This is a genomic window from Pseudomonas sp. L5B5, from assembly GCF_020520285.1.
Taxonomy (GTDB): Bacteria; Pseudomonadota; Gammaproteobacteria; order Pseudomonadales; family Pseudomonadaceae; genus Aquipseudomonas.
On sequence record NZ_CP084742.1, the window covers coordinates 4,274,318 to 4,289,057 of the forward strand.

Annotated in this window: 12 protein-coding genes; 4 read left to right on the forward strand and 8 right to left on the reverse strand. The window is 63.6% G+C overall.

What is annotated here, in order from left to right; translation table 11 throughout:
• Positions 1-30: 30 nt before the first annotated feature.
• Positions 31-420, reverse strand: coding sequence for a DUF3301 domain-containing protein (locus tag LGQ10_RS19465; protein ID WP_058433883.1), 390 nt, complete (start codon positions 418-420; stop codon positions 31-33).
• Positions 421-537: 117 nt separating this feature from the next.
• Here LGQ10_RS19465 and pdxY point away from each other — a divergent pair, with 117 nt between their 5' ends.
• The gene (pdxY, locus tag LGQ10_RS19470; RefSeq protein WP_058433882.1) at positions 538-1,410 is read left to right on the forward strand and encodes a pyridoxal kinase PdxY; all 873 of its coding nucleotides are present in this window, start codon (positions 538-540) and stop codon (positions 1,408-1,410) included.
• Positions 1,411-1,418: 8 nt separating this feature from the next.
• Here the strand turns inward: pdxY and LGQ10_RS19475 are convergent, their stop codons facing one another.
• Together LGQ10_RS19475 and LGQ10_RS19480 are read right to left on the reverse strand one after the other, a co-directional pair.
• The gene (locus LGQ10_RS19475; RefSeq protein WP_226522925.1) at positions 1,419-2,828 is read right to left on the reverse strand and encodes an APC family permease; all 1,410 of its coding nucleotides are present in this window, start codon (positions 2,826-2,828) and stop codon (positions 1,419-1,421) included.
• 253 nt (positions 2,829-3,081) lie between these two features.
• Positions 3,082-3,567: an acyl-CoA thioesterase gene (locus tag LGQ10_RS19480; RefSeq protein WP_058433880.1), complete on the reverse strand. Its 486-nt coding sequence runs from the start codon at positions 3,565-3,567 to the stop codon at positions 3,082-3,084.
• Between the two features lie 348 nt (positions 3,568-3,915).
• Between LGQ10_RS19480 and LGQ10_RS19485 the strand changes: the two genes are divergently transcribed.
• On the forward strand, positions 3,916-5,679 hold the full coding sequence (locus LGQ10_RS19485) for a cation:proton antiporter (RefSeq protein ID WP_226522926.1): 1,764 nt from the start codon (positions 3,916-3,918) through the stop codon (positions 5,677-5,679).
• Between the two features lie 71 nt (positions 5,680-5,750).
• On the opposite strand, the gene LGQ10_RS19490 is transcribed toward LGQ10_RS19485, so the two are convergent.
• The 4 genes from LGQ10_RS19490 to uvrD form a co-directional block, all read right to left on the reverse strand.
• Positions 5,751-6,158, reverse strand: a complete 408-nt coding sequence (locus LGQ10_RS19490; protein ID WP_058433879.1) for an SMI1/KNR4 family protein — start codon at positions 6,156-6,158, stop codon at positions 5,751-5,753.
• A 136-nt stretch (positions 6,159-6,294) separates the two neighbouring features.
• On the reverse strand, positions 6,295-7,170 hold the full coding sequence (locus LGQ10_RS19495; RefSeq protein ID WP_058433878.1) for a Tim44 domain-containing protein: 876 nt from the start codon (positions 7,168-7,170) through the stop codon (positions 6,295-6,297).
• 169 nt (positions 7,171-7,339) lie between these two features.
• Positions 7,340-7,780 carry an EamA family transporter gene (locus LGQ10_RS19500; protein WP_058433877.1) on the reverse strand — a complete coding sequence of 147 codons (441 nt, stop codon included), beginning with the start codon at positions 7,778-7,780 and terminating at the stop codon, positions 7,340-7,342.
• 90 nt (positions 7,781-7,870) lie between these two features.
• A complete protein-coding gene (gene uvrD / locus LGQ10_RS19505) occupies positions 7,871-10,054 on the reverse strand; it encodes a DNA helicase II (protein ID WP_226522927.1) in 2,184 nt (727 codons plus the stop codon).
• Between the two features lie 246 nt (positions 10,055-10,300).
• Between uvrD and LGQ10_RS19510 the strand changes: the two genes are divergently transcribed.
• The gene (locus LGQ10_RS19510) at positions 10,301-13,165 is read left to right on the forward strand and encodes a putative bifunctional diguanylate cyclase/phosphodiesterase (protein WP_226522928.1); all 2,865 of its coding nucleotides are present in this window, start codon (positions 10,301-10,303) and stop codon (positions 13,163-13,165) included.
• A gap of 166 nt (positions 13,166-13,331) precedes the next feature.
• Entirely contained in the window at positions 13,332-14,198 is an 867-nt protein-coding gene (hexR, locus tag LGQ10_RS19515) for a transcriptional regulator HexR (protein ID WP_007962240.1), read from the forward strand.
• 16 nt (positions 14,199-14,214) lie between these two features.
• Here hexR and LGQ10_RS19520 read toward each other — a convergent pair whose 3' ends face one another.
• Complete coding sequence (locus LGQ10_RS19520; protein WP_058438889.1) at positions 14,215-14,676, reverse strand: hypothetical protein; 462 nt, start codon at positions 14,674-14,676, stop codon at positions 14,215-14,217.
• Positions 14,677-14,740 lie beyond the last annotated feature (64 nt).

Consider the following 14,740-nt stretch of genomic DNA (forward strand, 5'->3'; position numbering starts at 1 on the left):
GTTGGCCGCTGCTTCAGGAGAGGGCGGGGCTCAGTTGCGCCTGCGGTGTTCTTCGCGCCACTGGCTCAGTTCGATGACCTCGGCACTGGGAAGTGGCTCCTTGACCTCAAATGGATAGGGCGCCAGCTCGATATGTGCGCTATGGGGGCCGAACTGGGTGATGGTCCCCGAATGTCGGGTCTCGCCGGTGACCGTGAACTCGAAATTGTAGACCCGCGCCAGGCGCCGGCGGCCCTTGGCATCCTTGACGAAAGCGATGCGCTTGAGGGCGACGTTGCCGTCCAGCAGCTCGATGTCGAGCCTGGCGCAATGCTGCTTGACCCGCTCCAATGCCCGCTCGCGCAAGCCGTGGTTGTGCCACAACCAGGCCGCGCCGGTTGCCAGCAACATCAGCACAAAGATGTTTCCAAGGGTCAGCATGAAGGTTTGCTCCAACGAAGTGACATCAGCTTAACTGCGTCTCCGGTCTGTCGTACAGGCTGCGTTTAGTCGCATACTGCGCGGCTTGAATTCTCCCGGTTCTATGGAAAATCCCGCATGAAACGTACGCCTCACTTGCTTGCGATCCAGTCCCATGTGGTCTTCGGCCATGCCGGCAACAGCGCCGCGGTATTTCCCATGCAACGGGTCGGGGTGAATGTCTGGCCCTTGAACACGGTGCAGTTTTCCAACCACACCCAGTATGGCCAATGGGCCGGGGAAGTGCTGGCGCCCCGGCAGATTCCCGAACTGGTAGAGGGCATCGCCGCCATTGGCGAGCTGGGCAACTGCGATGCGATCCTGTCCGGCTACCTGGGCAGCGCCGCCCAGGGGCGGGCGATCCTCAGCGGCGTGGCGCGGATCAAGGCGGTGAACCCCAAGGCGCTGTACCTGTGCGACCCGGTGATGGGCCATCCGGAAAAAGGTTGCATCGTGCCGGCCGAGGTCAGCGACTTCCTGCTCGACGAAGCCGCGGCAATGGCGGACTTCCTCTGCCCCAACCAGTTGGAGCTGGACAGCTTCTGCGGGCGCAAGCCGCAATCGCTGTTCGATTGCCTGGCCATGGCCCGCTCGTTGCTGGAAAAGGGCCCCAAGGCAGTGCTGGTCAAGCACCTGGACTATCCGGGCAAGCTGGCCGAAGGCTTCGAGATGCTGCTGGTGACCGCCGATGGCAGCTGGCACTTGCGCCGGCCGTTGCTGGCCTTCCCGCGCCAGCCGGTAGGGGTGGGCGACCTGACGTCGGGGCTGTTCCTGGCCCGGGTGCTGCTGGGCGATAGCCTGGTGGCGGCCTTCGAGTTCACCGCAGCGGCCGTGCATGAGGTCCTGCTGGAAACCCAGGCCTGTGCCAGCTACGAGCTCGAGCTGGTACGGGCCCAGGACCGCATTGCCCATCCACGGGTACGTTTCGAGGCGGTGCCGATCGGCGTCTGAGCTGCCTGTCAGGCCTGCTCGGAGAACTGCACCGTCGGTGCCGGCTGACGAAAGCCCCGGGTGTGCACGGCCAGGTAGCCCAGGCCCAGGGCGAACCAGGCCAGGCCGATGCCCAGGGTCAGGGCCGAGAGGCTGGTCCAGAGCCAGACGATCAGGCCGAAGCCGATCAACGGCAGCAGGCCGTAGCGCAGCAAGTGTCCTGCACTGCGGGGCTGGCCCTGGTCCAGGTGACTCTTGATCACCGCCAGGTTGACCACGGAAAACGCCACCAGGGCCCCGAAGCTGATCATCGATGCCAGGGTCGTCAGGTCGACGAACGCGGCCAGCAGGGACACCAGCGATACCAGGACAATGGCCGTCACCGGCGTCTTGTAGCGTGCCGACAAGGTGCCGAACACCCGGCGGGGCAGGATGCCGTCGCGGCCCATGCTGAACAGTATGCGCGACACCGAGGCCTGGGACGCCAGCGCCGAGCCCGCCGCGCCGGCCACGTAGGTCGCGGTGAAGAAGATCTCCAGGAAACGTCCGCCGGTGCGCAGCATGACTTCGCTGGCGGCCGAGTCGGCGTTGTCGAAACGGCTGCCCGGGAAGGCCAGCTGGCTGGCCATGGCCAGCAGGATGAACAGCAGGCCGGCGCCCAGGGTGGTGATGAGGATGGCCCGCGGGATATCGCGGCGCGGATCGCGGGTTTCCTCGGCCAGGGTCGATACCGCGTCGAAGCCCAGGAACGACAGGCAGAGCACCGCGGCGCCGGCCATCAGCGGCAACAGGCCGGCCTGGCTGCCATCACCGACCCACGGTGCACTCAGGTCCAGGTCCGTGGTCCCCGCCAGCTGGCGAATCACCAGGGCCAGGAACACCACCACGAACACCAGCTGGGCGCAGACGATCAGGTTGCTCATGCTCGACACCGAGCCGATGCCGCGGATGTTCAACAGCGTCACCAGGCCGATGGTCGCCACCACAAATACCCAGGCGGGCACGGCGGGGAAGGCCAGGTTGAGAAACAGCCCGATCACCAGGTAATTGATCATCGGCAGGAACAGGTAGTCGAGCAGCAGCGACCAGCCGGCGAGAAAACCGATACTCGGGCCGAAACTCAAGCTGGCGTAGGAATAGGCCGAGCCGGCAATCGGGTACTTCTTGACCATCACGCTGTAGGAGCGGGCGGTGAAGATCATCGCCAGGAGCGTAATCACGTAGGCTGCGGCGGTACGCCCGCCGGTCATCTGGGTGACCACGCCGTAGGTGGTGAAGACGGTCAGCGGCACCATGTACACCAGGCCGAAGAACACCAGGGCCGGCAGGCCGAGGATGCGACGCAACGCAGTGCCTTGGGCGCTATGGGAAAAATCGCCCAGGCTGCTGTGGCCAGGCGACAGGGCGGGACTGCTGGGCAGGGGATGGGCGCTGGGCATTGTTATTGTTCTCACGCGTTCGTTGGCTCGAAGGCTCCCGGGGCAGGGAGTGCGTTTGTGCCTTGCCCGTTGATTCTGGCAGCGCTGTCGGGCCGGTATAACTCTCTATGTGGTCAAAAAGGGATCGATATGGCCATTCGGGATGACCGTAAACATGGCCTGTGAGGCGCTGGCGGGGAGATGAAGGGCGTTCTGGCGGCTGGGGGAAGGGCGTGCGGACCGTCCTTGGTCCGGTGGGGTCAGCGTGCGGCAATCAAGGACCGTCGGCCTTGATCTCCTGGTAGCGCTTTTCCAGCTCCTGGCGGATCTGGCGGCGCTGCTGGGCCTGGATGTAACGGCGCTTGCCGTCGGCGGTTGCCGGCTGCAGTGGCGGTACCGTGGCCGGCTTGCGCTGTTCGTCCACCGCCACCATGGTGAAGAAGCAGCTGTTGGTGTGGCGTACCGAGCGCTCCTGGATGTTCTCGGTCACCACCTTGATCCCGACCTCCATGGAGGTGTTGCCGGTGTAGTTGACCGAGGCCAGGAAGGTCACCAGCTCGCCGACGTGGACCGGCTCGCGGAAGATCACCTGGTCCACCGACAGGGTCACCACGTAGCGCCCGGCATAGCGGCTGGCGCAGGCATAGGCGACTTCGTCGAGGTACTTGAGCAGGGTGCCGCCGTGGACATTGCCAGAGAAGTTGGCCATGTCGGGGGTCATCAGTACTGTCATCGACAGTTGGGCGTTTCCGGGTTCCATAGCACGCTCACGGGTCAGGGCAGGGATTGCTGGAGCACCTCTGCGGGTGCCTGGTCCAAAAGGGTCTCAAACCATCGATAACGGGACGCCGGGCTGCGTCGAGCCGTCACGCTTCGGTGGATCTGTTTCCATATATTGCACTGCCTTCCTGCCGGAAGTCGCAGTGTTACCCTGCAAAACACCCGTTCCAGGGGTTTTTCATCGTTCCTACAGGACTTTTTCTTTCGATTGATCAGACCTTTCTTTTAGGGATCTCTGAACAGGCAGCGAGTGACGCCAGCACAGGCGGTTGTTCAAACGCTCTCTCCACGGACGGCCCCCGCCCAACATTCAAGGAGAACCTCGGTCATGCATGCCATCAGCTTCATTCAGGACCTGGCCGTGATCATGTTGGTCGCGGGCGTGGTGACGGTGCTCTTCCATCGCTTCAAGCAGCCAGTGGTGCTGGGCTACATCGCCGCCGGTTTCATCATCGGCCCCCATACCCCACCTTTCGGACTGATCCACGACGAGCAGACCATCAAGACCCTGGCCGAGCTGGGGGTGATCTTCCTGATGTTCTGCCTGGGGCTGGAATTCAGTCTGCGCAAGCTGTTCAAGGTAGGCGCCACGGCGTTCATCGCGGCGTTCCTGGAAATCGTCCTGATGATCTGGATCGGCTACGAGATTGGCCGCTGGTTCGATTGGAGCACCATGGATTCGCTGTTCCTGGGGGCGATCCTGGCCATCTCTTCCACCACGATCATCGTCAAGGCGCTCAACGACCTGAAGATGAAGAACGAGCGCTTCGCCCAGCTGATCTTCGGCGTGCTGATTGTCGAGGACATCCTCGGGATCGGCATCATCGCCTTGCTGTCGAGCATTGCGGTCAGCGGTACGGTGAGTTCCGGCGAGGTGTTTTCCACGGTGGGCAAGCTTTCGCTGTTCATGGTGGTGGCGCTGGTGATCGGCATCCTGCTGGTGCCGCGCCTGCTGGCCTATGTGGCGAAGTTCGACAGCAACGAGGTGCTGCTGATCACGGTGCTGGGGCTGTGCTTCGGCTTCTGCCTGCTGGTGGTCCGCCTGGAATACAGCATGGTGCTGGGGGCGTTCCTGATTGGCGCGATCATGGCCGAGTCTCGCCAGCTGCTGAAGATAGAACGGCTGATCGAACCGGTTCGCGACCTGTTCAGCGCTATCTTCTTCGTCGCCATCGGCCTGATGATCGACCCGCAGATCCTCCTGCAATACGCCTGGCCGATCGCGGTGATCACGGTGGCCGTGGTGCTTGGCAAGATGCTGTCTTGTGGCATGGGGGCCTTTATCGCCGGCAATGACGGCCGTACCTCCCTGCGGGTGGGCATGGGCCTGTCACAGATTGGCGAATTTTCGTTCATCATCGCCGCCCTCGGCATGACCCTGCAGGTCACCAGCGACTTTCTCTACCCCGTGGCGGTGGCGGTCTCGGCCATCACCACCTTGCTTACGCCCTACTTGATCAAGGCCGCCGACCCGCTGTCGCTGAAGCTGTCGACGGTGCTGCCCAAGCGGCTGAGCCGGGTACTGGGCATGTACGGTGAATGGTTGCGCAGCATCCAGCCCCAGGGCGAGGGAGCAGTGTTGGCATCGATGATCCGCAAGATCCTCCTGCAAGTGGGGGTCAACCTGGCGCTGGTGGTGGCGATTTTCTTTTCCGGCAGCTATTTCTCCAGGCGCATTGGCGCTTATCTGCAGGACTGGATCAGTGATCCCGGGTGGCAGAAGGCGCTGATCTGGGGGGGAGCGCTCCTGTTGTCGCTGCCGTTCCTGATCGCCGCCTATCGCAAGCTCAAGGCGCTGTCGATGCTGCTGGCGGAGATGGGGGTCAAGGCGGAAATGGCCGGGCGCCATACCCAACGGGTGCGACGAGTCATTGCCGAGGTGATCCCGATCCTGTCATTGCTGGTGATTTTCCTGCTGCTGGCGGCGTTGTCGGCGAGCATCCTGCCGACCCTCGAGTTGCTGGTGCTGGTGGCGATCGTGGCGGCGGCAGTGGCTGCCCTGTTGTGGCGCTGGTTCATCCGCGTGCACACACGGATGCAGGTGGCGTTGATCGAAACGTTCGACCAGAGCAAGGATGGTGGCGGGCATTGAGCTTGCCTCTCGCCAGCAGGGCGCTGGCGAGCGAATGGCGCCGCGACCCATGAGGTCGCGGCATGCTTGCTTCAGCTTTCCAGCCAGACGTCCCGCGCCCAGTGCCACACCGATTCCCAGGAATCCTCGGTGATCAGCTCTTCCTCGCCGGACCACAGCACCACGGTGCCGTCTTCCTCTACGCAGTAGTAGTCGTCGCCGTCCTGGCAGATCGGGATCAGTTCCCGAGGTACACCCAGATCCCAGGCGGTCGCCGCCACTTCCGGAAGGTAGGTGTGGGATTGCGGATCGGTGGCGGTGACGGGTTCCAGGCTGCCGTAAACCACATCGCTGACCGTCAACAGGAACTCCTTGAAGACGAACGGGATATTGATGAACAGCTGTTCCTCGATTTCCACCAGCAGGTCTTCGTCCGGCAGTTCCAGGGGAACGGGTACCGGTTCGTTGGCTTCCCGGAGTTGTTCGATGACTTCTTCCACGGCCTGGGTCCTCTTAGCTCTATGGCGCGGTTGTTTGACGGCGGTTTATACAGTAGCTCGCTATAAGTGCAATCGTGAAATGCAAAACCCCGACCTGAGTCGGGGTTTTGCATTAAAGCTGTGACAGCAGGATGAATCAGCCGTTCTGGCGGATACCTGCCACCAGCCAAGGCTGGTTGTCGCCTGGGGCGCGTTCCATGTTCCAGCTTTCGCTGAACACTTCGCCCTGGTCGAAGCGCGAGGTCTTCGACACACCGCTGAAGGTCAGGGTGGCGATGGTCTTGTCGGCACGATCGTCCACGCCTTCAAGTTGCACTTGCAGGTTGTCGATGTAGGTCGACTGGAAGCCGTCGCCCAGATCGGCACGTTCCTGCTTGAGGAACTGCAGCATCTGCGGGGTCACGAATTCGGCGATCTTGTCCATCTCATTGGCGTCCCAGTGCTGTTGCAGGGACTGGAAATGGTTGCGCGCCGCTTCGATGAAGCGCTCTTCGTTGAACCAGGCCGGAGCGTTGATCACCGGGCGGGCGACCGCAGCGGGCGCGCCGCCGAAGATCGAACCGCCGGCAGGCTGCTGGGGCTGGAAGGCTTCGCGTTGCATCGGTGCGTGGCCCGCTGGAGCGAACTGCTCCTGTTGCTTGCGACGACGAGCAGCGATGAAGCGGAAGATCACGAACGCGATGACCGCCATGATCAGGATGTCGAAGATCTGCATGCCCTGGAAGCCGCCACCCATGAACATGGAAGCCAGCAGGCCACCGGCGGCGATGCCTGCCAGAGGGCCAAGCCAGCGCGAAGCACCGCCAGCCTTGGCTGCGGCGCCCGCGGCACCGGCTGCGCCAGCGGTGGCTGCAGCGGCAGGAGCGCCCGGTGCGGTTGGAGCCGCCTGGCGAGCCTGGTGGGTCGGGGCAGCGCCGGCACTTTTACCGCCGCCGAAGCGCTTGGCGTTGGCGTCCAGGCTCATCGTCAGGCCGATGCACAACGCCATGGCGATGCTAAGAAAACGTTTCATAAAGGGGATTCCCATTTGTGGATGTCACGCGCGCCATATTGCACAGGTGAAGTGTCAGTGGCGAGCGGCATAATGTTTCGGGCTTTTGCCTGGCCAGTACGGCCTGGAATCATGCTCGCCATATGGATTTGTCCGCTGGGCAGCCGTCACGGTTCCATCGTGCAAGCGTTCAGCGACGTACAGCCAGCAGCACCACGCCTGTAGTAATCAGGCCGATGGCGCTCCATTGCCGCCAATCTAGCTTCTCGCCCAGCAGTGCCACGCCGATGATCGCGACGATCACCACGCTGAGCTTGTCCACGGGCGCTACCAGCGAGGCGGGGCCGAGTTTCAGGGCGCGGTAGTAGCACAACCAGGAAGCCCCGGTGGCCAGCCCGGACAGCAGCAGGAACAGGTAGCTCTTGGCAGAAATCGATGCCAGGGATTGATATTGGCCCGTTGCGTACAAAATCAAGGCCAGGCTCACCAGCACCACCCCTGTACGCAACAGGGTGGCAAAGTCGGAATTGACGTTTTCTATGCCGATTTTGCCGAAGATCGCCGTCAAGGCAGCGAAAACGGCTGACAGCAGGGCCCAGAATGTCCACGAAGAAAAAAAGCCAGAACCCATGGTCGTGCTTCCTCTATAGCGGTACGGGCCCGGTTGTCCGGTGAAGGGGCAGGGTGCGCCTTCACCGGCAGACCGGTGCTTGCAAGCAGATTAGATGGCTTCCAGCTTGGCGTAGCCGAGCATCAGCCACTTGCTGCCTTCGCTGAAGTTCACCTGTACCCGAGCCTGGGCCCCGGCGCCTTCGAAGTTGAGGATCACCCCATCGCCGAAGACCGAGTGCCGCACGGCCTGGCCCAGGCTCAGGCCGGTATCCGGGATCTCGCTGCCACTGAACAGGCTGCTGGTGCTCTGGGACTGGCCGCCGCCGAAAGGCCGGCTGACACTGTTGGACAGACGTACTTCCTGGATCAGGCCCTTGGGTACTTCGCGTACGAAACGCGACACCTTGTTGTAGGTTTCGCTGCCATACAGGCGACGAGTCTCGGCGTAGGTCATGACCAGGTTCTGCATGGCCCGGGTGATGCCGACGTAGGCCAGGCGACGTTCCTCCTCGAGGCGGCCGGGTTCTTCCAGGCTCATCTTGTGGGGGAACAGGCCCTCTTCCATGCCCACCAGGAACACATAGGGGAATTCCAGGCCCTTGGCGCTGTGCAGGGTCATCAGCTGGATGCTGTCTTCATGCTCATCGGCCTGGGTGTCGCCGGCTTCCAGGGAGGCGTGGCCGAGGAAGGCGGCCAGGGGCGTCAAGTCCTCGTCCTCTTCGGTATTCTCGAAGTTGCGCGCGGCGCTCACCAGTTCCTCGAGGTTTTCCACCCGGGCCTGGCCTTTCTCGCCTTTTTCCGCTTCGTGGTAGGCGATCAGCCCCGACTGCTCGATCACCGTCTGGGTCATCAGGTGCAGGGGCATGTCCAGAGTCTTGGCCGCCAGGTTCTCGATCAGCTCGATGAACGCGCCAAGGGCACCGGCCGCACGACCGGTCAGGCCTTTGTTGGCCACCAGCTGGCGCATGGCTTCCCACATCGATACGTCGCTATGGCGGGCATGTTCGCGGATCGCCTCGACGGTCTTTTCGCCGATGCCTCGTGCCGGAACGTTGATCACCCGTTCCAGGGCCGCGTCGTTGCCACGGCCTTCCAGCAAGCGCAGGTAGGCCATGGCGTTCTTGATCTCGGCGCGTTCGAAGAAGCGCTGGCCCCCATAGATGCGGTACGGAATGCGTTCGCGCAGCAGGGCTTCCTCCAGCACCCGGGACTGGGCGTTGGAGCGGTAGAGGATGGCGATGTCGCTGCGGGCCAGGCCGGTCTTGAGCGCGCTCTCGATGGTTTCCACCACGTAGCGGGCTTCATCGTGTTCGTTGAAGGCGGCATACAGGTTGATGGCTTCGCCGTCGCCGCCGTCGGTCCACAGCTCCTTGCCCAGGCGCCCGGTATTGTTGGCGATCAGGGCGTTGGCAGCCTTGAGGATACCGGCGGTGGAGCGGTAGTTCTGCTCCAGGCGGATCACTTCGGTGTCCGGGAAGTCGGCGGAATACTGGTGGATGTTCTCGATCTTCGCCCCACGCCAGCCGTAGATCGACTGGTCGTCGTCGCCCACCACCATCAGGCTCTCGCCACCCTGCGCCAGCAGGCGCAGCCAGGCATATTGCACGGCGTTGGTGTCCTGGAACTCGTCCACCAGCACATGGCGGAAGCGCTTCTGGTAGTGCGCCAGCAGGCCTGGATGGTCGCGCCACAGGTCCAGCGCGCGCAGCAGCAGTTCGGAGAAGTCGATGACCCCCGCGCGCAGGCAGGCAGCCTCGTAGGCCTCGTAGATGCCGCGCATGGTGGCCAGGAACAGGTCGCCGCTGGCCTGGATGTGCTGCGGGCGCAGGCCTTCGTCCTTCTGGCCGTTGATGAACCACTGGGCCTGGCGAGCCGGCCAGCGTTGCTCATCCAGCCCCAGCTCGCGGATCACCCGCTTGACCAGGCGCTGCTGGTCGTCGCTGTCGAGGATCTGGAAGGTCTGGCTCAGGCCGGCTTCCTGCCAGTGGGCCCGCAGCAGGCGGTGGGCCAGGCCGTGGAACGTGCCGACCCACATGCCCGCCGGGTTGATCCCCAGCAATTGCTCGATACGGTGGCGCATCTCGGCCGCCGCCTTGTTGGTGAAGGTCACCGACAGGATCGAGTGGGGCGAGGCGTTCTCGACCTGGATCAGCCAGGCGATACGGTGCACCAGCACACGGGTTTTGCCGGAACCAGCGCCGGCCAGGACCAACTGACGACCCAGGGAGGCCGCTACGGCCTGGCGTTGGGCATCGTTGAGGGAATTCAACAGGAGGGAGAGATCATCGCGCATCGGCGCATTCTAGGGGCCCGCGCCACCCCGGGCAAACCCGGCTTCGCATTAGCCGATAAAACAACCGCCGGGGACGACCGGCCAGTCACCGGGTGCAGCCGTTGACGCTTCTCGCCCGCAGGCCTGGCAGAGGATTTGCCGCGCGATTGGTTTTATCGATTTTATGACTTGGGGCAGTTTGGCTCGCGGCTTTGCTTGTGTATGCTCCGGCGACGTTTCAGGCTCACCATTATAAGAACACTGCCTATGACACCTATTCCCGACCTGTCCGGGCCCTTCATGGAGCCCCGGGTCATCCGCCAGCACTATGCCGTCGAGATGGCGGTGGAGCGTACGCGCCTGCTGTACCAGGGGTCGTTGCTGCCGACCTTGTTCATGCTGCTCAACGGCCTGGTATGCACCTGGCTGCTCTGGAATCCTTCGCGTTATCTGCTGCTCAGCGTGTGGATGGTCTGGTTGCTGGCCCTGGTGGCCTTGCGCGTGATCCAGGTGGCGGCCTTCGATTCGGCGATTCCCAGCCGCCAGGCGCAACCGGTCTGGCAGCGCATGTTCCTGCTGGGCTCCACGGTCAGTGGCTTGACCCTGGCCTGCGCCGGCATCGCCCTGGTACCCACCGACAGTTTCCTGCAGCAGGCCTGGGTCTTCGGCCTGATCGGCGCTGCGATCCTCAGCGCCAGCGTGGCCTATGCCGTCAGCCTCCAGGCGTTCCTGTCGTTCACCTTGCCGTGTCTGTTGCCGGCCATTGCCTACCTGTTCTGGGGCGGCGACGAACAGCAGCGAGGCTGGGGCTGGCTGGGACTGATCCTGCTGGCGTCCCTGAGCGTGGTGGCCTGGCAGGTCAACCGCCTGATGCGGCGCGGCCTGTTGCGGCGTTTCCAGAACCAGGCGCTGATCGAGCACCTGCAAGATGCGCAGAACCGCAGCGGGCAGCTCAACCGCGAACTGGCCCGGGAAATCGAGCAGCGCCGGCACGCCGAAGAACAACTGCGCCAGGCCCAGACCGGGCTGGAGCAGCGGGTGGTCCAGCGCAGCCTGGAGCTGGATGCGGCCAACCAGGCCCTGAGCAAGAGCGAGGCGCGCCTGGCCCTGGCCCTGAACGCCAGTGAATTGGGGCTGTGGGACTGGAATCTGCAGACCGACGAGGTCCATCACACGCAGATCAGAGAGCTGTTCGGCCTGGAGCCGGGGGAAGTCACGGCGATGCTCAGCCATCTCAAGCCGCGCCTGCATCCGGAAGACCTGCCCGTGCTCAAGCGTGCGCTGGTGGAGCACCTCAAGGGTCGCAGCGAGGATTACCAGGTGGAATACCGGGTGCGCCATGGCGCTGGGCACTGGGTCTGGATCGAGGACCGTGGCCGTGCGGTGGAGCGCAGCCCCAGCGGTCGCGTCTTGCGCATGGCGGGCACCCGTCGCGACATCAGCGCCGACAAGGAGCTGGAGGTCCAGCGCAACCTGGCGGCCACGGTGTTCGAGGCGGCCAGCGAAGGCATCGTCATCCTTGACCCCGACTACGTGCTGATCGCCGCCAACCAGGCCTTCAGCCAGGTCACGGGCTTCCAGATCGAGGATATGCTCGGGCGCAATGTGGTGGAGCTGTCCTGCAGTCGAGACGCCTGGCGTCATTTTCCGCTGATCCACCAGGCCCTGGAGCAGCACGGCAGCTGGCAGGGCGAACTGGTGGAAACCCGCAAGAACGGCGAGCTCTACCCGCAGTGGCTACAACTGAATGTGGTACGCGACAAGCGGGGCAAGGTTCGGCATATCGTGGGTTTCTTCGCCGACCTCTCGGCCCGCCGGGAGTCGGAGGAGCGTATGCGCTACCTCACCCACTACGACGAACTCACCGGGCTTGCCAACCGCTCGCTGTTCCGCGAGCGCCTGCGCGAAGCCCACCAGCGGGTGCGCCAGGGCGGACGCAGCCTGGCCTTGCTGCACATCAACCTGGACCGCTTCAAGCTGCTCAACGACAGCCTGGGCCATGAGGTGGCCGACCAGCTGCTGCAGAAAATGGCCCGGCGCCTGGTCAATGCCTTGCCGGAGGCGGACACCATCGCTCGGTTGGCCGGCGATGAGTTTGCCGTGCTGTTCGATGCCTATGGCAACCTGTCGAGCCTGACCCGGGTCGCGACCCGGCTGCTGAGCAAGCTGCGCCTGCCGATCACGGTCGAAGGCCATGAACTGGTGGTCAGCGCCTCCATGGGCATCAGCATGCTGCCGGACAGCGCCCGGGAGGTCACCGCCCTGGTCAGCCAGGCGAACATGGCCATGGCCCACGCCAAGCACCTGGGGGGCAACAACTTCCAGTTCTATACCGAGAGCCTGCAGGCCAGCACGCTTGAGCGCCTGCAGCTGGAAATCCAGCTGCGCAAGGCCATCGAGGACGACCAGCTGATGGTCTTCTATCAACCCAAGCTGTGCCTGGCCACGGGGCGGCTCAATGCTGCCGAGGCCCTGGTGCGCTGGGAGCATCCGGTGCTGGGGCGAGTGCCACCGGGGGATTTCATCGGTCTGGCCGAGGAAACCGGGCTGATCGGCCCCATCGGCGAGTTCGTGCTGCGCCAGGCCTGTCGTCAGGCTTGCCAGTGGCAACGCCAGGGGCTGGAGCCGATACGGGTCTCGGTGAACCTTTCGGTGTACCAGCTGCGCCAGGGCAAGTTGGTCAGCCTGGTACGCCAGGTGCTGGAGGAAACCGGCCTGGAGCCGCACCTCCTCGAACTGGAGCTGACCGAAAGCCAGTTGCTGGACAGCGTCGAGCACATCATTGCGACCTTCCAGCAACTGCGCGACCTGGGGGTCAAGCTGGCCATTGACGACTTTGGCACCGGCTACTCATCCCTGAGTTACCTCAAGCGCATCCCGGTGGACTACGTGAAGATCGACCAGGCTTTCATCCGTGGCCTGGCCGAGGGCGGCGAGGATGCTGCCATTACCCGGGCAATCATCGCGATGGCCCACGGATTGTCCTTGAAGGTGGTGGCCGAGGGGGTCGAGGAGCCGGCCCAGTTGGCCTTCCTGCGGGCCGAGCAGTGCGACGAAGTGCAGGGTTACCTGATCAGCCGCCCAGTGGATGCCCAGGGCCTGGCGCAGCTGTTGCAGGCTCAACCGCGCTAGCGCCAGGGGCGTGCGCTAAAACGGCTACATATGGCGTACCCGGCTGAACATGGGGGGTAGGCAGGTAATTTCCTGATGCATTGAGCAGGCGAAAAGGCATTTCATGTAGTATAACTACAAGCTTGCTACATCCCCCGGCGCCTGCCGATAACAATGAGTCCAGCCCTTGAACCTGTTGCAGCACATCGCCCAGTCTCGTCATCTGTTACGCAAATCGGAGCTCAAGGTCGCCGATCACGTGCTCCTTGATCCTGCGGCCGTGATGCACAGCTCCATGGCGGACCTGGCTCATAGCGTGGGGATCAGCGAGCCGACCATCGTGCGCTTCTGCCGGGCCATCGGTTGCTCGGGGTTCCAGGACCTCAAGCTCAAGCTGGCCCAGAGCCTGGCTGCCGGTGCCAGCTTTGGCCAGTTCGCGATTCATGAAGACGATTCGGTCGCCGACTACAGCCTGAAAATCTTCGACACCACCCTGCACACCCTGATGGAAGTGCGCGAGAAACTCGATCCGGTGGAGTTGCAGCGTGCCGTGACCCTCATGTCCCAGGCCCAGCGCGTGGAGTTCTACGGTTTCGGAGCTTCCGGCGCCGTGGCGGCGGATGCCCAGCACAAGTTCTTCCGCCTGCTGCTGACCGCAGCGGCCTATTCCGACCCGCACATGCAGGCGATGTCGGCGGTGACCCTCAAGCCCACCGACGTGGCGATCTGCATCTCCCAGTCCGGGCGCTCCAAGGACTTGCTGATCACCGCCAACCTGGTGCGTGAAAGCGGAGCCAGCCTGATTACCCTGTGCCCGAGCCAGACACCGTTGGCCGAATTGTCGACGGTCAACCTGGCCATCGACGTGCACGAGGACACCGAGATCTATACCCCGCTGACCTCGCGTATCGCCCACTTGGTGGTGATCGACGTGCTGGCCATGGGCGTGGCCATGGCCCGTGGCCCGAGCCTGGTCAACCATCTCAAGAGCGTGAAGCGCAGCTTGCGCAGCCTGCGCCTGTCGCCCAAGGCCGTCAAAGCCCTGGACGACTGAGCCGTTAGCGTCCCGGTCAGGGCAGCGACGCGTCGTCCTGGTCATCGAGGTCGTCCGGCTTCACTTCCGCCAGGGTACCCGCCGCGTCTTCGCTGAGGCCGCGCGCCTGGCGCACGGCAGCGATGTCCGGCTTGAAGTCCAGCAGCCTCTGCGCGGCCTGCAATTGGTCGTCGGCTTCCTCGAGCCGCACCAGCTCCTCGCCATAACCTTCGTAGCACGTGTCATCGTCCGTCAGGTCGTCGATGCGCCGCTGCTTGGCGCTCAGGTTGGCGTGGATCCTTTCCAGCAGATCCTGGTGCTCGGCAATTTCATCGATGATTTCATCGACTTCCTCGGGGTCGGCCGCAGCGTCGGGCGCCGGCTCCTGGTTCCGACCGGCAGCGAGGGCAGCCAGGGCCGCCTCTTTGTCCAGGTTGAAGATCGTGGGTTGCCCGGTCGGTGCTGCGCCGGGGGCTTCTTCGTGTTCGGGGGTGGCCATGGTAGTGCTCTCCAGAAGGAAACAGGGAGGGGTTGGTCCTGCTCAGTGCTGCGAGGGTGATAAT

Coding starts and splice junctions, on each gene's coding strand:
- LGQ10_RS19465 (WP_058433883.1), bottom strand. CDS start 420: ATGCTGACCCTTGGAAACATCTTTGTGCTGATGTTGCTGGCAACCGGC.
- pdxY (WP_058433882.1), top strand. CDS start 538: ATGAAACGTACGCCTCACTTGCTTGCGATCCAGTCCCATGTGGTCTTC.
- LGQ10_RS19475 (WP_226522925.1), bottom strand. CDS start 2,828: ATGCCCAGCGCCCATCCCCTGCCCAGCAGTCCCGCCCTGTCGCCTGGC.
- LGQ10_RS19480 (WP_058433880.1), bottom strand. CDS start 3,567: ATGGAACCCGGAAACGCCCAACTGTCGATGACAGTACTGATGACCCCC.
- LGQ10_RS19485 (WP_226522926.1), top strand. CDS start 3,916: ATGCATGCCATCAGCTTCATTCAGGACCTGGCCGTGATCATGTTGGTC.
- LGQ10_RS19495 (WP_058433878.1), bottom strand. CDS start 7,170: ATGAAACGTTTTCTTAGCATCGCCATGGCGTTGTGCATCGGCCTGACG.
- LGQ10_RS19500 (WP_058433877.1), bottom strand. CDS start 7,780: ATGGGTTCTGGCTTTTTTTCTTCGTGGACATTCTGGGCCCTGCTGTCA.
- uvrD (WP_226522927.1), bottom strand. CDS start 10,054: ATGCGCGATGATCTCTCCCTCCTGTTGAATTCCCTCAACGATGCCCAA.
- LGQ10_RS19510 (WP_226522928.1), top strand. CDS start 10,301: ATGACACCTATTCCCGACCTGTCCGGGCCCTTCATGGAGCCCCGGGTC.
- LGQ10_RS19520 (WP_058438889.1), bottom strand. CDS start 14,676: ATGGCCACCCCCGAACACGAAGAAGCCCCCGGCGCAGCACCGACCGGG.